This is a genomic window from Bradyrhizobium sp. ISRA442 (genome assembly GCF_038085055.1).
Taxonomy (GTDB): domain Bacteria; phylum Pseudomonadota; class Alphaproteobacteria; order Rhizobiales; family Xanthobacteraceae; genus Bradyrhizobium.
On the sequence record NZ_JALGCN010000024.1, the window covers coordinates 38249 to 62006 of the forward strand.

The window sequence follows — 23758 nt, forward strand, 5'->3', positions numbered from 1 at the left end:
AAGCACGAATTGACTTCGCCGCCATCGGTGCAACAGATGATCGCGAGCTTGCGGTGATGACCGCGACCTAAGCGCAAAAATCTCCGGGGGGAGACACATGATCGACAGACGCGATCTGCTCAAAGGAGCAGGCCTTGCCGCGTTGGCGGCAGGCTTCGGCGCAAGCGCTACAAAGGCGCTCGCCGTGGACACCGTCACCCTGCCCTTCGCCAATGGCGAACGGCCGCTGGTGAAATATCCGCAGAAGCGGCCGATGATCGGCCTGACCAGCCGGCCGCCGCAGCTCGAGACGCCGTTCGCAGTCTTCAACGACGGCCCGATCACGCCGAACAACGCGTTCTTCGTCCGCTATCACCTGTCGGAGCTGCCCTACAATCTCGATCCCGACAAGTTCACGCTCGAGGTCAAGGGCAAAGTCGACAAGCCGCTCAAGCTGTCACTGAAGGACATAAGGAAGATGAAGGCGACCGAGGTCGTCGCCGTCAACCAGTGCTCGGGCAACAGCCGCGGCTTCTTCGATCCGCGCGTCGCCGGCGGTCAGCTCGCCAACGGCGCCATGGGCAATGCGCGCTGGCGCGGCGTGCCGCTGAAGACCGTGCTCGAGATGGCGGGCGTGCAGGCCGGCGCCAAGCAGGTCACCTTCAACGGCATGGACGGCCCGACCAGCGACAAGACGCCGGATTTCGTTAAGGCGCTCGATCTCGATCATGCCACTGACGGCGAGGTGATGCTGGCCTACGGCATGAACGGCGAAGACCTACCGTTCCTCAACGGCTTTCCGCTGCGCCTGATCGTGCCCGGCTATTACGGCACCTACTGGGTCAAGCACCTCAACGAGATCACCGTCATCGACAATGTCTATGACGGCTTCTGGATGAAGTCGGCCTATCGCATTCCGGACACGCCGAACAACGCGGTCGAGCCCGGCACCACGCCCAAGGCGACGATCCCGATCAACCGCTTCACCATCCGCTCTTTCATCACCAGCGTGCCCAATGGCGGCAAGCTGAAGGCGGGACGCACGATGCTGCGCGGCATCGCTTTCGACGGCGGCAAGGGCATCAAGGAGGTCGCGGTCTCCACGGACGGCGGCAAGACCTGGACCAACGCGCAGCTCGGCAAGGATCTCGGCAAATATTCCTTCCGCGAATGGAAGCTGCCGGTGAAGCTCGCGGCCGGCTCCTACGACCTCAAGGTTCGCGCAACCGGCAATGGTGGTGAGACGCAGCCGGACACGCCGCGCTGGAACCCGGCAGGCTATTTGCGCAACGTCGTCGAAACCGTTCGCGTGACCGTGGCCTGAAGGAGAATAACCATGCAACGAACTGTTCTCCCCGCCATCGCGCTTGCCGCCGGCCTCGGCTGGCTTGCGACCAGCCCCGCCACGGTGACCGCCGCGCCTGTCAACTACAAAACCCCGGACGAGGTCGCTGCCTTCAAGCCCGGCCCCAATCTCGAGGTCGTCCAGGGCAATTGCACGGCTTGCCACTCGGCCGATTACGTCAACACACAGCCGCCCATGAAGGACAAGAAAGCCTTCTGGCAGGCCGAGGTGACCAAGATGATCAAGGTCTACGGCGCGCCGATCGACGATGCCGACATCGGCAAGATCGTCGACTATCTGGCCGCGACGTATTGACCGGGTCGCGGCACGTGCGGGCCAAATGATCGCTAAACGGGCAAAACCGGCAGAAACGCCGCGAAGTTGAGCGGATTTCGGCAAAATGCTCGTGCGGTTTGAGCTATCAAGCCCGCAACATTCCGCGTATCCTGTTAGGACCGAACCGGCCGGTTGGCGGGGACTGGCGGTTCGTGATCTCGGAGGAAGACCCGCGGAGAAGACGTGATGCCCAAAGGTACGGTCAAGTGGTTCAACCCGACGAAGGGTTATGGATTTATCCAGCCTGCGTCGGGCGGCAAGGATGTGTTCGTGCATATCTCGGCAGTGCAGAAGGCCGGTTTGTCCACGCTCAACGAGGGACAGACGGTGGAATATGAAGAGATCGCAAACCGGGGCAAGACCTCCGCAGAGAACCTCAAAGTATAAGCCCGCCAGCCTTTGCTGCCTCCCGGATGTCTTTCGGGAGTGAGGCCAAGAAAATTTTAGAAGACGGTCAGTGCATTCGACGACAGGCGTTGCGATTGCGCACGGATAGCTATTTTGCCTGCGAAGACCGGTTATTCAACGCCACAGCAATGACAATCGCGACGCCACATGTCAGCCCACCGGCAACGGTGCGTCGCGCTTGATCTCCTCCATCACCGCATAAGTGCGCGTCTCGCGCACACCCGGCATCGACAGCAAGGTCTCGCCGAGGAAGCGCCGATACGCGGTCATGTCGGCAAGGCGAGCCTTCAAGAGATAGTCGAAGCCGCCCGCAACCATGTGACACTCCAAAACCTCGGGTGCGAGCTTCACTGCGCGCGCGAAGCGCTCGAAATTCTCCGGCGTGGTCTTGTCGAGCAACACCTCGACGAACACCAGGAATCCGAGACCGAGCCGATGCGGGTTGAGTCTCGCGCCATAGCCTTCGACAAAGCCCTCGCGCTGCAGCCGCTTCAGCCTCTCGCCGATCGAGGTCGGCGACAGGCCGATGCGTTCGGCGAGCTCGACATTGGCGATGCGACCATCCTCCTGCAAAATCGAGAGAATTTTCCGGTCGATTCGGTCCAGTTCCATATTTTTTACGGCCTGCCGGGCATCAATCTTTATTTCCTAAGGCAAAATGACGTATTTGTCTATCGAACTACGGCAATGAGCGGACTAGCTTGGCTTTCGATCACAGGACCCTGCCATGCCAAACATCCCTCCCCCTTTCGCCGCATCTTATGCGCCCGATGACGCCGATATCGCCGCGCGCCTGCTGCCAGCCGGGCATCTCAGCTCGTCGCAGGAGGCGCGGATCGATCGCACCGCCACCCGGCTGATCGAGGCGATCCGCAAGCGCGACGACCGCCTCGGCGGGGTCGAGGATATGCTGCGCGAGTTCGCGCTCTCGACCAAGGAGGGGCTGGCGCTGATGGTGCTGGCCGAGGCGCTCCTGCGCGTGCCGGACGCGCGCACTGCCGACCAGTTCATCGAGGACAAGCTCGGCGAGGGCGACTTCATCCATCACGAGACCAAGTCCACGGCCTTCCTGGTCAACGCGTCGGCCTGGGCGCTCGGCCTGTCGGCGCGGGTGATCCAGCCCGGCGAGACGCCCGAGGGTACCATCGGCCGACTGGTGAAGCGGCTCGGAGCGCCGGCAGTGCGCGCCGCCACGCGTCAGGCGATGCGGCTGATGGGCAATCATTTCGTACTCGGTGAGACCATCGAACAGGCACTGGAGCGGAGCGGGCCGCGCTCCGGCCACCAGCCGCGCTATTCCTTCGACATGCTTGGCGAGGGCGCGCGCACGGCGGCCGATGCGAAGCGCTATTTCGACGCCTATGCCAGCGCGATCGAAACCATCGGCAAGGCAGCGGGCAACCACTCCCTGCCCGACCGGCCCGGCATCTCCGTCAAGCTCTCGGCGCTGCATCCCCGCTTCGAGGCGATCAGCCGCGACCGCGTGATGCACGAGCTGGTGCCGCTGCTGCTCGATCTCGCGCAGCGCGCCAAGACGTACGACCTCAACTTCACCGTCGACGCCGAGGAAGCCGACCGGCTGGAGCTGTCGCTCGACGTGATCGCGGCAACGCTTGCCGATGCCTCGCTCGCCGGCTGGGACGGCTTCGGGCTCGCCATCCAGGCCTATCAGAAACGCGCGAGCGCGGTGATCGACTACGTCGACGAGCTTGCGCATGCACATGATCGCAAGCTGATGGTGCGGCTGGTCAAGGGCGCTTATTGGGACACCGAGATCAAGCGCGCGCAGGAGCGCGGGCTCGACGGTTATCCCGTGTTCACGCGCAAGGCGATGACGGACTTGAATTTCGTCGCCTGCGCGCGGAAGCTTCTCGCCTTGCGACCGCGCATCTTCCCGCAATTCGCCACCCACAACGCACTGACGGTTGCGACCGTGCTGGCGCTCGCGGGCAAGAGCGGCGGCTTCGAGTTCCAGCGCCTGCACGGCATGGGCGAAGCGCTCTACGAGCAGCTTGCGAAGGATCATCCCGATATCGCCCACCGCACCTATGCGCCGGTCGGCAGCCATCGCGACCTGCTCGCCTATCTGGTGCGGCGATTGCTCGAGAACGGTGCCAACTCCTCCTTCGTGGCGCAAGCCGCTGATTATCGCGTGCCGGTCGCGGCGCTGCTGCAACGTCCGGCCGATGCCATCGCTCGGCCGCAACAGGCTTCGCACCCCAGAATCCCGCTGCCGTGCGACCTGTTCGCGCCGGACCGGCGCAATTCGCGCGGTATCGAGTTCGGCGAGCGCGCCGCACTGGAACGGCTGCTGGCCGACATCAAGGCCGAGACGTTCGACCTTAAGCCGGTCGCCGATGCGACACCCGATCAGGCCAACGCCGCGGTGGCCGCAGCGCGCGCGGGCTTTGCGGCCTGGAGCCGGACGCCTGCGGCTGCCCGCGCGGCCATGCTGGAGCAGGCCGCGCATCTGCTGGAGAGCCGCGGCGCGCATTTCATCGCCCTGCTACAGCGCGAGGGCGGCAAGACCCTCGACGACGCGCTCTCGGAGGTGCGCGAGGCCGCGGACTTCTGCCGCTACTATGCCGCGCAGGGCCGACGACTGTTCGGCGGCGAGACCGCGATGCCGGGCCCGACCGGCGAAAGCAATATGCTGGGCTTGCGCGGCCGCGGCGTGTTCGTGGCGATCTCGCCCTGGAATTTTCCGCTCGCGATCTTCCTCGGCCAGGTCACGGCGGCGCTGATGGCCGGCAACTGCGTGGTGGCCAAGCCGGCCGAGCAGACGCCGCGCATCGCGGTCGAAGCCGTGCGGCTGCTGCACGAGGCCGGTGTCCCCACGAGCGCGCTGCGCCTCGTCACCGGCGACGGCCGCATCGGCGCTGCTTTGACCGCGCATCCCAATATCGCCGGCGTCGTCTTCACCGGTTCGACCGAGGTCGCGCGCGCGATCAACCGGACGCTTGCTGCCAAGGAGGGACCGATCGTGCCGCTGATCGCGGAGACCGGCGGCATCAACGCGATGATCGCGGACGCGACGGCGCTGCCCGAGCAGGTCGCCGACGATGTCGTGACCTCGGCCTTCCGTTCCGCCGGCCAGCGCTGCTCGGCGCTGCGACTGCTGTTCGTGCAGGAGGATGTCGCCGACCGCATGATCGAGATGATCGCCGGCGCGGCGCGCGAGTTGAAGATCGGTGATGCCGACGATGCCGCAACCCATGTCGGGCCGGTGATCGATCGTGAGGCCAAGCAGCGGCTGGATGCACACATCGCGCGGATGAAGAAGGAAGCGCGGCTGCACTTTGCCGGCACGGCACCGGACGGCTGCTTCGTCGCGCCGCACATCTTCGAGCTCAAAGACGCCGGCCAGCTCGCCGAGGAGGTGTTCGGGCCAATCCTGCACGTCGTACGCTATCCGGCGGAGAAGCTTGGACAGGTGTTGGCTGCGATCGATCGCACCGGCTATGGGCTCACTCTCGGCGTCCATTCGCGCATCGACGATACGGTCGAGGCGATCATCGACCGGGCCCAGGTCGGCAACATCTACGTCAACCGCAACATGATCGGCGCCGTGGTCGGCGTGCAGCCGTTCGGCGGCAACGGGCTGTCAGGAACCGGCCCGAAGGCCGGCGGCCCGCACTACCTCGCGCGCTTCGCGACCGAGCAGACCGTGACCATCAACACCGCCGCGGCCGGCGGCAATGCTGCGTTGCTGGCGGGGGAGGAGTGAGGCTCGCGAGGAGCGTTGCATCCCGCCAGAACATCGGTCTAATGCTTCGCATGATGTGGCCGCGCTAATTCCAGCGCGCGGGAAACAACAAGCGCGAGGGAGCAACGCCGCGATGGAAAAGGGCATTTTTGCGGGCCTGAAGGTTCTGGACTGCGCGAGCTTCATCGCGGCGCCCGCTGCCGCGACCGTGCTGTCGGATTTCGGCGCCGACGTCATCAAGATCGAGCCGCCCGGCGCCGGCGATCCCTACCGCAATCTGCCGAACCTGCCGGGCTATCCCACCGGCGAGCACAATTTCGCCTGGCTGCTGGAGGCCCGCAACAAGAAGAGCATCGCGCTCGACCTCTCCAAACCGGAGGCGCAGGCCGTGCTCTACAAGCTCGTGGAAGAGGCCGACGTCTTCATCACCAACATGCCGCCGCCGGTGCGCACCAAGCTCGGCATCACCTACGATCACCTCGCTCATCTCAACGACCGGCTGATCTACGCCTCCTTCACCGGCTACGGCGAAAAGGGCGAGGAGGCCAACAAGCCGGGCTTCGACAGCAACGCCTATTGGGCGCGCTCCGGCCTGATGGATCTCGTGCGCGCCGACCCCCACACGACGCCGGCCCGCTCGATCGCCGGCATGGGCGATCATCCCTGCGCCATGGCGTTCTACGGCGCCATCGTCACCGCGCTGTATCAGCGCGAGAAGACCGGCAAGGGCTCGCACGTCGCCTCCAACCTGATGGCGAACGGTGTGTGGGCGGCGAGCGTGCTGGCGCAGGCAAAGCTCTGCGGCGCCAAGTTCGGCGAGCGACGGCCGCGCGAACGCGCGCTCAACGCGGTGACCAACCACTATCAGTGCAAGGACGGCCGCTGGATCATCCTGTCGCTTCTGAACGAAGACCGGCAATGGCCGACGCTGGCGCGCTGCATGGGACGCGAGGATCTCATCGACGACCCGCGCTTCGCCACCAGGCCTGATCGCCACGCCCGCTCGGTCGAGCTGATCAAGATTTTCGACGAGGTGTTCGCGACCAGGGATCTTGCGGAATGGCGCAAGATCCTCGATGGCAACGGGCTGGTGTTCGGCGTCGTCGGCATCCTCGACGACATCCCGAACGACAAGCAGATGCTCGACAACGAGGTGCTGGTGCCGTTCGAGAACGACACCATGCTCACCATCAACAGCCCGATCTGGATCGATGGCGCCAAGAAGGTGCAGCCCCGCAAGCCCCCCGCCGTCGGCGAGCACAGTGACGAGATTTTGCGCGGAGCGGGATATGACGAGGCGCAGATCAAGCAGCTAAGATCGTCGGGGGCGGTGGGGTAAGGGCCGGCACGCTGGTGCCCGACGGTAGGAGATAGCGCGCTTCCGCGGACGCATTGCTGGATTGCTTCGCTACGCTCGCAATGACGATGCGGGACGATCTCGATATAATCTCACGACAACATTTTTGGCTCGCGAGGTCCCATGCCCAGCTACCGCCTGCACTACTTCCCCGAGTCCGGCAATAGCTACAAGCTGGCGCTGATGCTGACGCTGTGCGGGGAGACGTTCGAGCCGGTCTGGACCGATTTCGGCGGCGGCGTCACGCGCACGCCGGAATGGCGCAAAACCGTGAACGAGATGGGCGAAATTCCCGTGCTCGAGGTCGACGGTGTGAAGATGACGCAGACTGCGCCTATCCTGCTCGAGCTCGCCGAGCAGCATGGCCGCTTCGGCGGCGAGACCGCGGAGGAGAAGTTCGAGCTGCTCCGCTGGCTGTTCTGGGACAACCACAAGCTCACCGGCTACATGGCGACCTACCGCTTCATGCGGACGTTCATCCCGGACGGCAACCCGCAAGTGCTGAAGCATTTTCAGCGTCGGCTCGACGATTTCCTCGGCATCCTGGAAGGACATCTTCAGCACAACGCCTTCGCGATTGGCGCCAAGCCGACGGTCGCGGATTTTTCGATGATGGCTTATCTGCACTATCCGAGCGACGAGCACGGCTACGATTTCGCCAAGAGCCATCCGGCCATCCACGCCTGGCTCCGCCGCCTCGCTGCACTGCCCGGCTGGAAATCGGCTTACGATTTGCTGCCGGGAAAGCGACTGACGCACTACGCGAAGTGACGACCTCGACTATCGCAGCGCCAGCCAGCCTGCTGGTGTCCGTCATGGAATCGGTTTTCGCCGAATCTCATCTTGCGCATGATCTTCTCGCAAGACCGCTACGCACTCTTCCGGCGGATGCTTCAACGCGGCTTGATGAAACACATGCCGATGCGGCTCGATGCCGAAGCAGCCTGACAGGTGAGACCTTTGGCGCAGGTCCATGACGTAAAACTCTTGTCAGCCGGTCCCGATCCCGCATTTTGCAGGGAACAATGCGCGCCCCAGCCATCCTCATATTCGGTGCCGGCCAACTCACGGCTGCCGCGGGTCTGCGGCCGGCCGGCAAATCCGCGTGAAAAATCGGGACGTTTGTCCTCTGCAAACGCAGTCAGGATGTCGCGGCGGCGGACTTGGTCGCCGACAAAGTGCGGCGAGGCCGGCACGATGCTGGAATTGGATGGCTTGTTCGCGAGCCAATCCACGCCCGGGAAATGGAAGCCGCCGATGCCGCGGGTCTGGTGGCAGCCGGCGCAGGTGACGTCGTTGAGGCGGCGCTGAAAGCCCGCGATCGAGCGGATGTTCTCCATGGCAATGCCGCGCGCGGCTGCCTGCTTCAGCGCGCCGACCACGTCACTGTCAGTGAAGACCGGTTCGCCCTTGTCGTTGCCTTTGCCTTCCCCTTGCATCATGCCGAACTCCGGCTGCAACGCAGAAGCGTCAAGGCCGGCGGGCGTCGGCGCCACCGCGGCCTTGGCCAGGAACTTCTCCGGGATCAGGATCATGCCGCGATCGAATTCGCGAAAGTGATCGGGTTCGAGCAGCCAAGCCTTGAAGTCGCGCCGGAGCGCATCGTCGGCGAGGATCCGGTCGCGGTCGATCTGATTCTCCAGCACCGATTCCTCGAACGATTTCGTCTCGTGATTGTACTTGAAGACCTTCAGGAGATAGTCGGCGCGGAAATCGTGCAGCGTCGATTTGGGCGCGACTGCGATCTGGATGTTGGTCTCGATCCGGTCGAGCATGGCGTCGTAGGGATAGAAGCGACTACCAATCAGTTCCTGCCAGTCGCCATTGCCGAGCCAGCGCCGCGCCACCTCGGCGCAGGTGATGGACTTGCCGTTTGAATCGGTCTGGCGCGCATCCCTCGCCTTCATCACCAGGTTGAGCGTCATCGGCAGGCGCGTCGCCGTCTTAGCCCCATCGGGAATGCTGTCGAAGCGCGCCAGCCGGTAGATCAGGCGGATCTCGCCGCAGGACTCTTGCGACACATAGGCGCGGTCCATGCGGTTGACGATGCCGACCAGCACGAACCGCGTGTCACGGGATTTCAGGACGGCGCGATCGAACAAGTGGACGTCAAAGCCTTCGCCGACGCCGATGGTCTCGGTCGGCGATGCCGCCTTGTGCTGCGCTATATAGCGATCGAATTCCGCATCGATCGCCGGCGGAATGTCCTTGAGCTGCGGCAGCGACGAGAACAGCAGGTCGGTGGTGAGTGGAAAATCCGCGTTCCGCTCCGGCGACAACAGGCGCGAGATCGTCAGCGTGTCGCTCTGATCGAGTTTGCGCAGAACATCAGGATCTGTGATCGCGGTGCCGCGTTCAAGCGGCGCGTTCTCCGCGGCCGAGAGCGAAATGACGCCGGCGAATAAGACGACGGCAGCAACGAGAATTCGCAACGCGCGGCTCATGTCTCCACTAACACCGCGCAAGGACACCTATTCAAGCAAAAAGGCGCTTCACATCGCGGTGAAGCGCCTCTTCGAAAGTCGGATACCGGCGGCTCAGCGCGCGACGATCAGCCCTTTGCTGGTGACGACCACCCAGCGGCCGTCCTGGCGGCGGATCGCATCGACACGGCCGACACCCGGCACGGGATCGCCGGCATACACCTCGTAGAGACCTCCCCGGCCTTCGATCAATGCGCCGCCATTGGCGACGTGGCGCAGCACCCAGCCTTCGACAGTCGGCAGCCTGCCGACCTCAACCTTGGGCGCGGCAGCCGGCGCGGCTGCAGCGGTGGCAACCTGGGTCGACGCGATCGAACCAGTGATATCCTTCGCGGGCGCGGCGGCGGCCTGCGCTGGCGCGGCAGGCGGCGTGGCGCGGAGCTTATCGACGGCCTCGGACAGCTTGGCGAGCTTGGCCATCGGCTCGGCCTGCGCCTTCTCGAGCTTATCGAGGCGGTCGTTGGTCCGGTTGAACTGGCTGACACCCGTTTTCGAGGTGTGCTCGACACTCGCCTTGAGCGCGACGAGATCGGCATCGATCCGGGCGACCGAGCTTTCCAGCGCGCTGGTATCGGCCACCTGTACCTGTGCAGGCGCCGGCGCCGGGGTGGCGGCGAAGTGCATGACGCCGGCAGTCGCCAGCGCGCCGCTGATCGCACCGACGCAGGCAGCGAGCGCGACAATCGCGGCCATCGCCGACAGGCGCCGCTTGCCGCCGGTCTCGCGCGGCTCGTCCGCCTTCACATGCGGAGCGAAATCCTCGCGCTCCCAGGGGCGGTCCGAGGGCGCCATCACGATAAGCTTGCCAGGCTTCGGCCCGGGATTGGTCTCGGCCTTCATCTCGGGCTTTACTTCGGACTTGGGTTCGACCTCCAGTCCGGCGCCGAGCTTCGGCACCACGATCCGGGACGCCTCGACGTTGTCGACAGCAGGCTTTTCCAGATCAGGCTTTTCCCGATCAGGCTTGGGCGGCGCCTCGTGGTCCGGGGCGATCGAGGGGGCCTCGATGCCGGCGGCAGCCTCAACGGCCAGCGGCGCGGCAGCGACATCAAGGACGCCAGCGGATTCGCCCGTGTTCTGGCCGGCCTGTTCGGGCATTGGTTCGCTCACGGCTCAAATACTCCAGTCAAGATTGACCTTTTGGTAACTTTCATTGCTTGCGAAATCCTTACCTTCGGACCCGCTTACCGAAATTTTAGGAACTCATCCGGGGCCGAATTTGGCCCGGAAAGTGGAACCGGCGTGGCAGGCGTCAAACAAATTGTCAGCCGATGCTGCCCTGCGGCAGGCGGGTCGTCCTCCGCCGAACGGCCTGTTTGCCGTACCTTGCTCCCCGGCTAACATGGGATATCCCGCAGCCAGAAGGCCGGGGTGCCGAGGGGAGGCACAATGACGATCGAGAAGTGCATCAACGAGTTTGGTGTCGGTGACGTCATCTTCGAGGAGGGCTCGACGGGCCGCGAGCTGTTCGTCGTCCTCGACGGCCAGGTCGAGATTGCCAAGGTCGCCGGCGCAAGCAAGACCACTATCGTCACTCTCGGCAAGGGCGAGTTCTTCGGCGAGATGGCCGTGATCGACGGCTCGGCGCGCTCGGCGACCGCCATCGCGGCGGCACCGCACACGCGGGTGATGAAGATCAACCATGCCCGCTTCGTCTATCTCGTCAGCCAGCAGCCGGCCTTCGCGCTGATGGTGATGGACGCGCTCTCCAAGCGCCTGCGCGCTTCCAACGCCGTCACCTATCGGACAGCACAATCATGAGCGACCGCAAGCCGATGGCCTTTCCGATCCTGATGAAGAACGACACCTGCTCGCTGATCCAGGCAGCGGAGGACGTGTACCAGATCCGCTTCGCCAACCGGGCCGCCAACGCCTATCTGGTGCGCGGCTCGGCGCGCACCATCCTGATCGACGTCGGGCTCTCCACCAACTATCCGGCGATGGTGGAGTGCCTCGACTTCGTCGGCTGTCCGCCGGAGAAGATCGACATGGTGGTGCTGAGCCACGAGCATCTCGACCATATCGGCGCCGCCTGGCACTTCAACAAGCGCCGCACCTTCATCGCCGCCCACCGCCTCGCCGCCAACAAGATCATGCTGCGCGACGATTTCTCGATGCTGCGCAAGATGTTCAATGAGCCGAACGTACCGATCAACATCGACATCTGGCTCGAGGAAGGCAATCTGATCGACCTCGGCAAGTTCCGCCTCAACGTGATGCACACGCCGGGCCACACCTCGGCCTGCATCACGCTGTTCGATCAGGACAAGGGCCTCTTGTTCGCCGCCGACACCTTGATGCCCGGCGGCGTCATGGGCGGCGTGTTCGGCTCCGGCAGCATCGCCGACTACATCCAGTCGCTGGAACGCCTCAAGGGGCTGGATTCGAAGATCCTGCTCTCGGGCCACGGCAGGCTGTCGGATACGCCGCAGGAGGACGTGCGGATTGCGATCGCAAGGTCGCATGGCTTGCTGGAGGACACCGCGCAATTGTTCGACGCGCTCGATGCACGCTCGAATTTCGAGCCGATCATGCAGTCGGTCAGGGATTTGAACAAGCTTGATGATTGACAGCGCGCCGCTGGCACTCCTCAGGAAGAGAACACCCAGACGCTTCCACAATGTCGTCCTGGCGAAAGCCAGGACGACATTGGGTAGAGGTGATCGCGCTGCTTCCCCTCGTCATTGCGGGCGCAGCGAAGCAATCCAGAATCCCGCCGCGGTGACAGTCTGGATTGCTTCGCTGCGCTCGCAATGACGGAACCGACGGTGCGCATCCGTCCACATCACCTCCCATCAGATCACCACCGGCTTGTCCGGCAGCTCGTTCGGATGCGGACCCTGCGGCGGGAAATGCTTCGTCAGCTCCCGCGACACCGCCTCGATGCCGCCGATCGCGCCGCGCTCGAACTGGCCGGATCTGAACTCGGTCTCCATCGCACGGCAGATCTTTTCCCAGCCTTCAGCCCCGACCTTCGCATCGATGCCGCGGTCGGCGACGATCTCGACGTCACGGTCGGCGAGCAGGAGATAGATCAGGACGCCGTTGTTGTGCGCGGTGTCCCAGATCCGCAAATGCGAGAAGACGTCGAGCGCACGCTCGCGTGCCGGCTGGTTGCGGAATAGCGCCGCGCCGTCGAGTGCGCCTTCGACGACGAAACGGACTTGACCGGCGTGACTGGCCTCGCAGCGTTTGATCGCTTGCTCGATGCGCGCGAGCACGTCCGGCGTAAATACCTGCTTCGCACGCCAATGGTGCTGAAGGAGATGCCTGGAGATGCGCCTGATGCTCATGACTACCAGCTCCCCGACGCGCCGCCGCCACCGAAACCGCCGCCCCCGCCGCTGAAGCTGCCGCTGTCGCTGGACGACGAGCCGCTGCTCCAGCCGCCGCCCGAGCCGCTCGACCAGGAGCCGCCGCGCGAAGCACCTGTCCCCGGCCCCGTCGCCATCGGAACGAGATCGGCAATGAAGGCCAGGATGAAGGCAATGGCGCCGACCGCCAGCGCAAGACCGACCGAGCCGACCATGAACCAGGCCAACGCTGCGAGCACGCCGCCGGTCGCGACCGAGCCGAGCAATCTCCCGAGCATCGTGCGCAGGATACCACCGACGAACAGCGAGGCGAACAGGGCGAAGGGAATGACGGGGCCGAAATCGCTGATGTCGCTGCTGAAGCTCGTGTTGCGCGCAGGCGCCGGCAACGGCTCGCCGTCGATCACGCGGAGGATGCGGTCGACGCCGTCGGAGATGCCGCCGGCGAAGTCCCCCGTCCTGAACCTTGGCGTGATGACCTCGTCGATGATCCGCCGCGAGGTAACGTCGGTGAGCGCGCCTTCGAGGCCATAGCCGACCTCGATGCGCAAGTGCCGATCGTTCTTGGCGATGAGCAGGATCGCGCCGTCGTCGACCTTCTTCCGCCCGATCTTCCAGGCGTCCGCAACGCGGATCGAGAACTGCTCGATTGTCTCGGGTTGCGTCGTCGGCACGATCAGGACGGCGATCTGGCTACCTTTCCTTGCCTCGAAATCCCGAAGCTTCCGGTCGAGCGAGGCGATGTCGCCGCTCGACAGCGTGCCGGTCTGGTCGACCACCCGGCCCGTGAGCTGCGGCACGGCAACATCGGCTGCGGCGGTGAAGGCGAAGGTGAGGAAGACGAAAAAGAGCGCAAGAAGGAGGATGCCGTGCGATGAGAGGGCTGAACGAGCGCGCAGCAACCTCGCTGTCATCGCCCGCGAAGGCGGGCGATCCAGTATTCCAGAGACGGTTGTGCTTGAACCGGGAAGCCGCGGCGTACTGGATTCCCCGCTTTCGCGGGGAATGACGGCGGAGGATGTGGCGCGCATCGGAGCCCGAACGCGCTACTTCGACGGCGCAGGTGCTGGGTTAAAGTCCACCTTCGGTGCGGTCGAGATCTCCTTCTCGTTCTCGACCGAGAAGTTCGGCTTGTCCTTGTAGCCGAATGCCATCGCGGTGAGATTGGTCGGGAACGAGCGGATGGTGACGTTGTAGTCCTGCACGGATTTGATGTAGCGGTTGCGCGCCACCGTGATGCGGTTCTCGGTGCCTTCGAGTTGCGACATCAGGTCCTTGAACAAGGCATCCGATTTGAGCTGCGGGTAATTCTCCGTGACCACCAGAAGGCGCGACAACGCGCTGGAGAGCTCGCCCTGGGCCGCTTGGAATTTCTGGAAGGCTGCGGGGTCGTTGAGCACCTCGGGCGTCGCCTGGACGCTGCCGACCTTGGCGCGCGCGTTGGTAACCCCGAGCAGGACGTCCTTCTCCTGCTGGGCAAAGCCCTTCACCGAGTTGACGAGATTGGGCACGAGATCGGAGCGGCGTTGATACTGGTTCACGACCTCCGACCAGTTGGCCTTGATCTGCTCATCCTGGCTCTGGATCGCGTTGTAGCCGCAATTGGTCAGGCTGAGCGAAGCCAGCGCCGCCAGCACTGTCAGGATCTTGCGCATCAAATTTCTCCCGATGGAAACCGGGACAAACTATCAGATGAAGCGCGCGAGGCGCCAGATGTCTTGCGCCAGAGGCGCAAAAGGCAGCCGACTGACGCAAGCCTCTTGCCTATCACCGGCTGGTGCGCGACGCGCTGGAGATGACCGAGCTGCGCGTACTCTCGGCACTCCAGACTGGACAAAATCCCGGCGCAGTATCGTCGCCCTGCGTTCTCCACCGTCGTCCCGGACAAGCGCAGCGAAGTCCGGGACGACGAGTTGATAATGACGAGCTAACCCGCCTTCGCGTCCCTGATCGCCTGCCAGATCTTCTGCGGCGTAAGCGGGGTGTTGAGCTGGGTGATGCCAAGCTCGGCGAGCGCGTCCATCACGCCGTTGGTGACGCAGGGCGGGCCGCCGATGGCGCCGGATTCGCCGCAGCCCTTGGCGCCGAGCGGATTGGTGCGGCAGGGCGCTGAATCGTCCAGCGTCACGACGATCGGCGGAACGTCGTCGGCGCGCGGGATGCAGTAGTCCTGGTAGCTCGCGGTGAGGAGCTGGCCATCCGCATCATAGGACACGCCTTCATAGAGCGCCTGGCCGATGCCCTGCGCGACGCCGCCGTGGATCTGGCCCGTCACCAGCATCGGGTTCACGGCCACGCCGACGTCGTCGACCGTGGTGTAGCGCACGACGCGCGACACGCCGGTCTCGGGGTCGATCTCGACCTCGCAGATATGCGTGCCGTTCGGCCAGCTCGGCCCGTCGACCTCACCTTCCGAATCGACGCTGAGCTTGGCGCCGCCTTCTTTCTCGGCGAGCTCGAACAGGCCGATGCGGCGGTCGGTGCCGACCACGGTGAGCATGCCGCCCTGATATTCGATGTCCTCGACCGACGTCTCGAGCACGTTGGCCGCCTTCTCGCGCGCTTTCTGGATCAGGTCGTTGGAGGAGACGGCGACCGCGGTGCCGCCGACGAACAGAGAACGCGAGCCGACGCTGCCGAAGCCCATCGCAAGATCGGTGTCGCCCTGGACGACGTCGATCTTGTCCATGGGGATGCCGAGCGTGTCGGAGATCATCTGGGTGTAGGTGGTCTGCAGGCCCTGCCCCATTGCCTGGGTGCCGGAATGAAGGATGACGCGGCCCTGCGAGGTCGCATGCAGGCTGACTTTCTCGGTATGCGCGCGACCGCCGGTCCATTCGATGTAGGAGGTGAGTCCGCGACCGTAGAGCAGGCCCTTCTTCTTCGCGGCCCTCTTGCGCGCGGCAAAGCCGTCCCAGTCGGCAAGCTTGGTGGCGCGGTCGAGCATGTGCGCGAAGGCGCCGGAATCATAGACCTGGCCGGCCGCGTTGGTGTAGGGGAGCTGGGCCGGCTTGATGTAGTTCACTTTGCGGATCGCACGCGGATCCATGCCGATCTTTCGGGCGGCAGCGTCAAACAGGCGTTCGACGATGAAGACGGCCTCGGGCCGACCTGCGCCGCGATAGGCGCCGACCGGTGCGGTGTGGGTCATCACCGTCTTCACTTCGAAATGCACCAGCGGCAGGTCGTAGACGCCGGTCTGCACGAAGGGACCGAGCACCAGCGGGATGATGTTGGCCGCCCCCGAGGAATAGGCGCCGGTGCAGCCGATGGACTTGACGCGATAGGCCAGCACCTTGCCCTTCTCATCCAGCGCGAACGACGCGGTCGAGGTGAGGTCGCGGCCATGGGTGCCGCTGACGAACTCGTCGGTGCGGTCGCCGCGCCAGCGGATCTTCTTGTTCAGCTTGGTCGCGGCATAGGCGACGATGCCGTCCTCGGGATAGAGGTTGGTCTTCTGGCCAAAACCGCCGCCGATGTCGCCGACAAGCACGCGCACGCTGTCCTTGGGACGCTTGAGCACGGCTTCCGCCAGCACGTCGCGGGTCGAAGCCGGCGTCTGCGACTGCACGTGCAGCAGGAGGCGTCCGGACGTCTTGTCGATCTCGGCAATGGTCGAGCGCGGCTCCATCGCCGAGGGCACGAGACGCTGGCTGACGATGTCGAGCTCGACCGTGTGCGCGGCCTTCGCGAAGGCCTCGTCGACCTTGGCGGCGTCGCCATAGCTCATTGCGCCGACGATGTTGTCGGGCGCCTCCGGCCACACCACGGGCGCGCCCGGTTTTACGGCTTCGACGGGATCGACCACAGCCGGCTGCACGTCGTACTCGACCACGATCGCTTCGGCCGCGGTCTGGGCCAGTACGCGGGACGACGCAACGACCGCCGCCACCGCCTCGCCGCCGTAGCGCACGACCTCATGGGCGAGCAGGCGACGCGGCGGCACAGTCATCGGCTTGCCGTCGGGGCGCTTGAAGATATTCAGGGTCGGGATGCTGCCGATGTCGTCCTTGATGAGGTCGGCGCCAGTATAAACGGCTGTGACGCCCGGCATTGCCGCCGCGGCGCTGGTGTCGATCGAGACGATCTTGGCGTGAGCATGCGGCGAGCGCAGCACGTGCAGCCACAGCGCGCCATCCTCCGGCTTGTCGTCGATGAACTGTCCCTTCCCGGTAAGCAGTCGCTGGTCTTCCAAACGCTTGACGGGCTGCCCTGCTCCGAAACGCAAATTGCCGGGAAGAATGTTCATTCCGTTGTATTCCTCAAGTCAGATTTGACGGGCGGGTTTTAGCGGATTTCCCCGGCGAGACAACTCGATGAGCCCGATGGGCGCGCGGTGCATGGGCGCCATGCACGGGCGAACATACGATTGGACGGCTAGGATCGGCTGACGTCGACAATGTCAACATTGACGTCGCGCGTTTCGGAGCCGTGCTTGACGGTCAATCGCACCGAGCGTCCCGTCCCGAGCTGCTCGAGCTGGTCCGTAAGATCGGACATCCGGCGCACCGGCTTGCCATCGGCTTCCGTGATGACGTCACCGAGCGCCCCCGTCGTGAAATTCACCCCGCGTATGCCTGCGCGTTCGGCTGGGCTGCCGGGCGACGTGCGAACCACAATCAGCCCCTCGACACCGATGCGTGTGGCGACATCCTCATTCGCCGTGACGATACCAATGCCAGGAGTCGGTACCCGCCCATTCTTGATGAGCTGGGGGACCACCCGATTCACCACATCGATCGGAATGGCAAAGCCAATGCCGGCGTTTGACCCCGACGGGGAGATGATGGCCGAGGTGACGCCGATCAGCCGGCCCGCCGAATCGAGCAATGGTCCGCCCGAATTACCGGGATTGATCGCGGCATCGGTCTGGATCACGTTGGAGATCTCGCGCCCTGCACTAGTTGGCAACCGGCGCTTCAACGCGCTGATGATCCCGCTCGTCATCGATTCATCGAGGCCAAAGGGATTGCCGATGGCAAAGGCCGATTGGCCCACCCTCAGATCGCTCGAGCTGCCGAGTGCCACGGGCGGGGGCAGTTGGCGCACGCTCCTGATGCGGAGCACGGCAAGATCGTAGTTCGGCGCTGTCCCGATCAGGTCGACCTTCGTGACCTCGCCCGATGCGAAGCGAACCGCGACTTCGTTGGCATTCTCGACCACATGATTATTGGTGACGATGTGACCATCATTGTCCCAGACAAATCCAGTGCCGGAGGCGGCGCGCCCTTCCTCTTCCATCAGCGGGCTGGCCGCAGATCTCGCTGCGACCTGAACGACCGATGGAGATACGCGGTCGAAGATTTCGATGCTCGCTCTCTCGGCATCCGAGAGTGGACCGCGTGGCTCAACCGCGCGGGCGACAGGGCTCGTCCATGGCGCAAAATGGATTTTCGTGGCGGTCGCCAGGAGCAACACGATTGCCAATATTGACGCAGCGATTCCGAGGCGACGGTCCATGCCGGCTACCGGAAACAAAATTGAAGATCGTTGAACTCGAGGTGCATCTGAGCCCGCCCAAACGTGGCTCTCGCAGCAACGCTGCAGACGCGCAGAGGTTTCAAGTCCGACCAGGAATTGGGATGGAGCAGTGACCTTTTGTCTCGGGCCCAGTCGTCAGCAATGAATAACTCGGTCGGGTAGCGTAGACGTGTCGCCAGATCACGACCTACGCCAGCTCCCGCAATGCCGTTTCCACAAGCTTGCGCTGCTCGGCATTAAGCGCGGCCTGCGGCGGGATGGGGTCGCCGACGTCGTAGCCCTGGATCGAAAGGCCCGCCTTGATGCAGGCTGCGAGATTGAACCGGGCGAAGGCTTCGTTGATGCGCCACAGCCTGCGCTGGAGCGCCATGGCCTCGTCCCAACGGCCGGCCCTGCAGAGATCGTAGAGCGCGACGCTCTGGCGCGGGATGATGCAGGCCGGGCCCGCCATCCAGCCGACACCACCGATCAGCATCACGGCCGCCGGGATGTGGGCCGAGGCCGAGAACACGCGCAAGCGATTGCCGCAGCGATTCATGATCGATAGCAGCCGGCCGGTGTTGGTCGAGGCATCCTTGATGTAGCCGATGCGCGGGTGCTCGGCGAGGCGCGCGATGACGTCGAGCGTCAGGTCGGAGCGTTGGAATTGCGGATTGGTGTAGATGACGACGGGAATGTCGACGGCATCCGCGATGCTGCGGAAGTAGGATTCGACCTGCGCGTCGGCGAGCGGGAAATAGGCTTCCAGAATCGCGAGGATGCCATCGGCGCCGAGCATCTGATACGCCTTTGCCTGTGCCACCGCATCTGCAGTCGAGGTCGAGGCGACACCGGCCACGACAGGCACGCGGCCCTTCGCGGCCTCGACGGTGGTCTGCACCACAGCGGTACGCTGTGCCGCATTGAGATACGCGAACTCGCCGGTCGATCCCAACGGCGTCAGTCCGTGCACCCCGGTACCGATCAAATCGTCGCAGAGCCTGCCGAGGACATTCGTGCGAACTGTGCCGTCGGCATTAACGGGCGAGACGAGATAGGGAAAGACGCCGTGGAAATCGGGCATGTCAGGGAATGATCCGGCAGATCGGGCATCGCTCGCGCGACACCGGCGGTGCTAACATGACGCCGAAGGGCCGGCAAGCGAACGCCAGCAGCCGTTCGCGCGCGAGCCGGCTATACCTTGATGAGCCGCACCCGTGTGCCCCAGGGATCGATCGCCTCCACGCCATTCGCAAGCGCCGTGACTTGCGCACCACCCTTGCGCAGACGCTCCTCCTGCGCGGCGAGCAGTTCCTGCTTCTCCGTCACCAGCGAGAACCATGCGAGGCCTGTCGCGCTGTCGTCGCGTCGACCGGCGCCCTGGCTCTGCCAGACGTTCATGCCGAGGTGATGGTGATAGCGGCCCGATGACAGGAACGATGCACCGTTGCGGCGGCGGGTCGGGTCGAGCCCGACCGTGCCGTGATAGAAGCTCTCGGCTTTTGCGAGATCGCCGACACGCAAATGCATGTGGCCGATGCGCAGGCCGTCCGGCGCCTTGGCATAGTCGCTGACGCGCGGATTGGTCAGCGACAGCAGATCGGGGATGTTGAGCTCGTCGGTCGCCATCTTCACGCTGCCCTCGCTCCAGTGCCATTGCGAGGGATCGCGGTCGGCATAGACCTCGATGCCGTTGCCTTCGGGATCGTCGAGATAGACGGATTCGCTGACAAGATGATCGGCGAAGCCGGACAGCGGCACGCGACGCGAGGCGGCATGGACCAGCCAGCGCGCCAGATCCTTGCGCGTCGGCATCAGGAAGGCGGTGTGGTAGAGGCCGGCCGAGTTGCGCGGCTCGATCGCGGCGTCGGGACGGGCCTCCAGCACGAGCAGCGGGATTCCGGCGGTGCCGAGTTGAGCCGAGCTCGCCGCGCGCTCCATCACGGTGAGCCCGAGCACGTCGCGGTAGTAATCCGCAACCACATCCAGATTTTTGACCCGCAACGTCACCATGCCGACCCGCATCGGCGTGCGGCTGGCATAGGTCGGTCCGGCGCCCACCGGATTGCCCTCGGCGCGCGCTGCGCCCGCAGCGGCGGCTGCAAGCGACGTCGCACCGGCGAGGTAAAGCAGGGTGCGGCGGGTGAGATCGATGGTCATGGGTTAAGGCTCTCCCTGAAGATCCGTGAGGCCGTCGGCCACAATGTCGGACGGATTGCTACACGGTCCCGTGAACGGGTCCCAATCACAACTGCGTCGACCGGGGCAATACGGGAGACGGCAACGAAGGCCAGTCCTGACCATCCGGCCAGTTTCCGGATCGCCCGCGGCATCCCAGATTGAGGACAACAGACAGGAGTTGTCCATGACCGACGTCACCCCCCTCTCCGCGCTATCGTGCGCGCTCGCGGATGTCGTGGCGCGCTGCACCCCTTCCATCGTCTCCGTGCATTCGCATCGCGCTCGCGCGTCCGGCTTCGTCTGGAAGCCCGGCCTCATCATCACCGCCGACGAGGCGCTGGCGGACGAGGGCGAGGTCGAGATCAGGCTGGCCGACGGCACCGCGGTGGCCGCAACCATCGCCGGCCGCGACCATACGACCGATATCGCCGTGCTCCGCGCCAGCACAGACATTGCCCCGGTCAAGCTCGCCGCCACGGTCCCGGCGCTTGGCGCGCTCTCGATCGTGGTCGCAACCGACCGCGGTGCGCCGTCAGCCAGCCTCGGCCTGGTGTCGGCCGCCGGCCAGGGCTGGCGCAGCCTGCGCGGCGGCGACATCGACGCGCGGATCGAGCTCGACGTTCGCCTGCGTCCGAGCCAGGAGGGCGGGCTCGCGCTGAATGCGGCGGGTGAAGCCTTCGGCATGGCCGTGCTCGGCCCGCGACGCGTGCTGGTGATCCCGACGGCAACGATCGAGCGCGTCGCCACACAGCTCGAGACGCGCGGCCACATCGCCCGCGGATATCTTGGCCTCGGACTCCAGCCGGTGCGGCTCGACGATGGCATCGGTGCGATGGTGATGAATGTCGACAAGGCCGGGCCTTCCGCGGCGGCCGGCATCCGCCAGGGCGACGTGATCGTGGCCGTCAACGATCAAAAGCTCGCTGGGGTGCGCGCGCTGTCGCGGACGCTCGGGCCCGCCAGCGTCGGCGCGGTGGTCGATGTCGCGGTGCGCCGCGGCGGTGAGCCGGTCAACTTCAAGGTCACCGTCGGCGAAAGGCCCGAGGCGTGAGCGACGACATCACGCCGGAGATCGTGCTGGCGCTTGCGATCGACGATCCCGCCCTCGCCGATCGCCTTGCCGCGATCCTCGGTGGCGTCGCGGGACTGCGGCTCGCCGGTCCCGGCGAGCAGGCCACCGCGACCGTGGTCGCGCGCACCGCGCCCGGCATGGCCGACGACTTCGCGCTGACGCAGCGCGAGCTCGCCGTACTGGCGCTGATGGCGGAGGGCGCTTCGAACAAGATGATCGCGCGCCAGCTCGGCATTTCCGTTCACACCGTGAAATTCCATGTCGGCTCGCTGCTCGACAAGCTCGATGCCACCGGCCGCACCGACGCGGTCGCTCATGCAGCGCGCCGCGGCGTGATCAATCTGTAGGCGCATCGGGACCTATTGCGCTGACGGTACCGGGAACTGAAGCTGGATCGTCAGCCCTGGCGTACTGTCGCGCAGTGCAATTTCGGCGCCATGCAGGCGCGCAATCGCGGCAACAAGGCTTAGGCCCAGGCCGTTACCGGGCGTGTAGCGGCTCTGCTCGAGCCTGTAGAAGCGCTTGAAAACGTGGTCGCGTTGGTCCGGCGGAATGCCGGGGCCATCATCGGCAATCGCAATCACCGCACCGCCGCCGGAGTGCCGGCAGGTCACGGTCACCTGTCCACCCGCGCGGCCGTGCTTGATCGCGTTGTCGACGAGATTTGCGATGGCGTCGAACAAGAGGTCGCGATCGCCCGTGACCGACACCTCGCGATCACCGACCAGGCTAAGGCGCGTCGAAACCTGCTCGGCAGCGGCGTCATAGAGTTCGACGACCTCGCCGGCGAGCTCGGCGAGGTTGAGCGCGCGAAAGGCGCTCCTGCGGGCGCGAGTCTCGATCTCGGATATTCGCGTGATCGAAGCGAACATGCCGAGCACGGCGTCGAGATCGGCGATGGTGTCGCCGATCAACGTCGCGTCGGCCTCGCTGTTACGCGGGGTGTGATAGGCCTTTTCCAGCCGGCCGCGCATGCGCGTCAGCGGCGTGCGCAGGTCGTGGGCGACGTTGTCGCTGACCTGCTTGACCTCGCCCATCAGCGTCTCGATGCGATCCAGCATCAGATTGAGGTTCTCCGCGACGCGGTCCCATTCATCATGGCTGCCGCGCAGGGGAATCCGCCGGTCGAGACCGGCGAGCATGATGGCACGACTGGTCGCATTGATCTCTTCGATCCGCCCCACCGTGCGCCGCGTCACCAGCACCGCGGCGAGCCCGGCCAGCACCAGGAGCAGGATCGCGACCGCGATCATTGCGAGCTCGATCATCGCCGTGAAGCCGTCGTGATCGCCGACTTCGCCGAGCCGGCTCCGCACATAGCCGAGCGTTCCGAAATAGACATAGGCCATGATCGCCGCGACGATCAGCCCGAACGCCGCGATCGCGATCAGCGCCAGGCGAAAGGTCGAGGAGCGGAGCGTCTTAGCCAGGAGCACGGAGGCAATATCCGATGCCGCGGATGGTGTGGATCAGCGGATAGGCCTGGCTATCGTCGACCTTGCGGCGGACGCGGCCGACATAGACGTCAATGATATTGGTGGAGGGATCGAAATGCAGGTCCCAGACGTGCTGGAGCAGCATCGCACGGGACACGACGCGGCCCTCGTTACGGACGAGATATTCTAGGAGCTGGAACTCGCGCGGCAGCAGCGGGATCTTCCGGCCGCGGCGGCTGGCGCAGCGCGCAATCAGGTCGATGGCGAGATCGCCGACCCGCAAGATCGTCTCCTTGGCGATGGTCTCGCTGCGGCGGCCGAGCGCCTCGAGCCGCGCCAGCAGTTCGACGAAGGAAAACGGCTTGACGAGATAGTCGTCGCCGCCGGCGCGCAGGCCCCGCACGCGATCGTCGACCTCACCGAGCGCGGAGATGATCAGGAAGGGCGCGGCAACGCCGTCGTCGCGCAACTGCCGCATCACGGTGATGCCGTCGATATCGGGCAGCATGCGGTCGATCGTGATCACCGCATAGTCGCGCGCGGCACCGTGGCTCAGCGCTTCGCGGCCGGTCGCGGCGAGATCGACCTCATAACCCGAGGTCGTCAGCTCCTCGGCGAGCTGGCCTGCGGTTTCCGGGTCGTCCTCGACGACCAGGATGCGGCGGTGACCTCCGGTCATGA

General features: G+C 64.9%; 22 protein-coding genes. 10 read left to right on the forward strand and 12 right to left on the reverse strand.

Going from position 1 to position 23758, the window contains the following annotated elements:
- The first annotated feature begins 97 nt into the window (after positions 1-97).
- The 3 genes from sorA (at position 98) to MTR72_RS33350 (ending at position 2047) form a co-directional block, all read left to right on the forward strand.
- Positions 98-1303, forward strand: coding sequence for a SorA family sulfite dehydrogenase catalytic subunit (gene sorA / locus MTR72_RS33340; protein WP_280966363.1), 1206 nt, complete (start codon positions 98-100; stop codon positions 1301-1303).
- A 12-nt stretch (positions 1304-1315) separates the two neighbouring features.
- Positions 1316-1639 (forward strand): SorB family sulfite dehydrogenase c-type cytochrome subunit, encoded by a 324-nt coding sequence (gene sorB / locus MTR72_RS33345; protein ID WP_280966364.1) that lies wholly within the window; start codon positions 1316-1318, stop codon positions 1637-1639.
- Between the two features lie 207 nt (positions 1640-1846).
- Complete coding sequence (locus MTR72_RS33350) at positions 1847-2047, forward strand: cold-shock protein (RefSeq protein WP_027527932.1); 201 nt, start codon at positions 1847-1849, stop codon at positions 2045-2047.
- Between the two features lie 171 nt (positions 2048-2218).
- Here the strand turns inward: MTR72_RS33350 and MTR72_RS33355 are convergent, their stop codons facing one another.
- The gene (locus tag MTR72_RS33355) at positions 2219-2680 is read right to left on the reverse strand and encodes an Lrp/AsnC ligand binding domain-containing protein (protein ID WP_280966365.1); all 462 of its coding nucleotides are present in this window, start codon (positions 2678-2680) and stop codon (positions 2219-2221) included.
- A 115-nt stretch (positions 2681-2795) separates the two neighbouring features.
- Between MTR72_RS33355 and putA the strand changes: the two genes are divergently transcribed.
- The 3 genes from putA to MTR72_RS33370 all read left to right on the forward strand — a co-directional run bounded on the left by putA (position 2796) and on the right by MTR72_RS33370 (position 7902).
- A complete protein-coding gene (gene putA, locus MTR72_RS33360) occupies positions 2796-5795 on the forward strand; it encodes a bifunctional proline dehydrogenase/L-glutamate gamma-semialdehyde dehydrogenase PutA (protein ID WP_341511898.1) in 3000 nt (999 codons plus the stop codon).
- A 112-nt stretch (positions 5796-5907) separates the two neighbouring features.
- A complete protein-coding gene (locus MTR72_RS33365) occupies positions 5908-7113 on the forward strand; it encodes a CaiB/BaiF CoA transferase family protein (RefSeq protein ID WP_280966367.1) in 1206 nt (401 codons plus the stop codon).
- Between the two features lie 141 nt (positions 7114-7254).
- Complete coding sequence (locus MTR72_RS33370; protein ID WP_280966368.1) at positions 7255-7902, forward strand: glutathione S-transferase family protein; 648 nt, start codon at positions 7255-7257, stop codon at positions 7900-7902.
- A gap of 122 nt (positions 7903-8024) precedes the next feature.
- On the opposite strand, the gene MTR72_RS33375 is transcribed toward MTR72_RS33370, so the two are convergent.
- Positions 8025-9575 (reverse strand): hypothetical protein, encoded by a 1551-nt coding sequence (locus MTR72_RS33375; protein ID WP_280966369.1) that lies wholly within the window; start codon positions 9573-9575, stop codon positions 8025-8027.
- A 93-nt stretch (positions 9576-9668) separates the two neighbouring features.
- Complete coding sequence (locus MTR72_RS33380) at positions 9669-10712, reverse strand: hypothetical protein (protein WP_280971105.1); 1044 nt, start codon at positions 10710-10712, stop codon at positions 9669-9671.
- Between the two features lie 291 nt (positions 10713-11003).
- On the opposite strand from MTR72_RS33380, the gene MTR72_RS33385 reads away from it, so the two are divergent.
- Positions 11004-11375, forward strand: coding sequence for a Crp/Fnr family transcriptional regulator (locus MTR72_RS33385; RefSeq protein ID WP_280966370.1), 372 nt, complete (start codon positions 11004-11006; stop codon positions 11373-11375).
- Positions 11372-12184 carry an MBL fold metallo-hydrolase gene (locus MTR72_RS33390; protein WP_341511899.1) on the forward strand — a complete coding sequence of 271 codons (813 nt, stop codon included), beginning with the start codon at positions 11372-11374 and terminating at the stop codon, positions 12182-12184. Before MTR72_RS33385 ends, MTR72_RS33390 begins: the two co-directional genes overlap by 4 nt.
- 225 nt (positions 12185-12409) lie before the next feature.
- Here the strand turns inward: MTR72_RS33390 and MTR72_RS33395 are convergent, their stop codons facing one another.
- The 7 genes from MTR72_RS33395 to MTR72_RS33425 form a co-directional block, all read right to left on the reverse strand.
- Entirely contained in the window at positions 12410-12907 is a 498-nt protein-coding gene (locus MTR72_RS33395) for a TPM domain-containing protein (protein ID WP_280966372.1), read from the reverse strand.
- 2 nt (positions 12908-12909) lie between these two features.
- Positions 12910-13842 (reverse strand): TPM domain-containing protein, encoded by a 933-nt coding sequence (locus MTR72_RS33400; protein ID WP_445819654.1) that lies wholly within the window; start codon positions 13840-13842, stop codon positions 12910-12912.
- Between the two features lie 132 nt (positions 13843-13974).
- Complete coding sequence (locus MTR72_RS33405; RefSeq protein WP_280966373.1) at positions 13975-14583, reverse strand: LemA family protein; 609 nt, start codon at positions 14581-14583, stop codon at positions 13975-13977.
- A 272-nt stretch (positions 14584-14855) separates the two neighbouring features.
- Complete coding sequence (locus tag MTR72_RS33410; protein WP_280966374.1) at positions 14856-17177, reverse strand: xanthine dehydrogenase family protein molybdopterin-binding subunit; 2322 nt, start codon at positions 17175-17177, stop codon at positions 14856-14858.
- 128 nt (positions 17178-17305) lie between these two features.
- Positions 17306-18388 carry a S1C family serine protease gene (locus MTR72_RS33415; RefSeq protein ID WP_280966375.1) on the reverse strand — a complete coding sequence of 361 codons (1083 nt, stop codon included), beginning with the start codon at positions 18386-18388 and terminating at the stop codon, positions 17306-17308.
- Between the two features lie 208 nt (positions 18389-18596).
- Positions 18597-19472 carry a dihydrodipicolinate synthase family protein gene (locus MTR72_RS33420; RefSeq protein WP_280966376.1) on the reverse strand — a complete coding sequence of 292 codons (876 nt, stop codon included), beginning with the start codon at positions 19470-19472 and terminating at the stop codon, positions 18597-18599.
- Between the two features lie 110 nt (positions 19473-19582).
- Complete coding sequence (locus MTR72_RS33425; RefSeq protein WP_280966377.1) at positions 19583-20548, reverse strand: VOC family protein; 966 nt, start codon at positions 20546-20548, stop codon at positions 19583-19585.
- 205 nt (positions 20549-20753) lie between these two features.
- Between MTR72_RS33425 and MTR72_RS33430 the strand changes: the two genes are divergently transcribed.
- Both MTR72_RS33430 and MTR72_RS33435 read left to right on the forward strand, forming a co-directional pair.
- A complete protein-coding gene (locus tag MTR72_RS33430; RefSeq protein WP_341511900.1) occupies positions 20754-21620 on the forward strand; it encodes a S1C family serine protease in 867 nt (288 codons plus the stop codon).
- Positions 21617-21988 (forward strand): response regulator transcription factor, encoded by a 372-nt coding sequence (locus MTR72_RS33435; RefSeq protein ID WP_280966379.1) that lies wholly within the window; start codon positions 21617-21619, stop codon positions 21986-21988. The genes MTR72_RS33430 and MTR72_RS33435 overlap by 4 nt, the downstream gene beginning before the upstream one ends.
- 12 nt (positions 21989-22000) lie before the next feature.
- Here the strand turns inward: MTR72_RS33435 and MTR72_RS33440 are convergent, their stop codons facing one another.
- Together MTR72_RS33440 and MTR72_RS33445 are read right to left on the reverse strand one after the other, a co-directional pair.
- Positions 22001-23077 carry a sensor histidine kinase gene (locus tag MTR72_RS33440; protein WP_280966380.1) on the reverse strand — a complete coding sequence of 359 codons (1077 nt, stop codon included), beginning with the start codon at positions 23075-23077 and terminating at the stop codon, positions 22001-22003.
- Positions 23064-23756, reverse strand: a complete 693-nt coding sequence (locus tag MTR72_RS33445; protein WP_280966381.1) for a response regulator transcription factor — start codon at positions 23754-23756, stop codon at positions 23064-23066. Before MTR72_RS33445 ends, MTR72_RS33440 begins: the two co-directional genes overlap by 14 nt.
- Between the last annotated feature and the right edge of the window lie 2 nt (positions 23757-23758).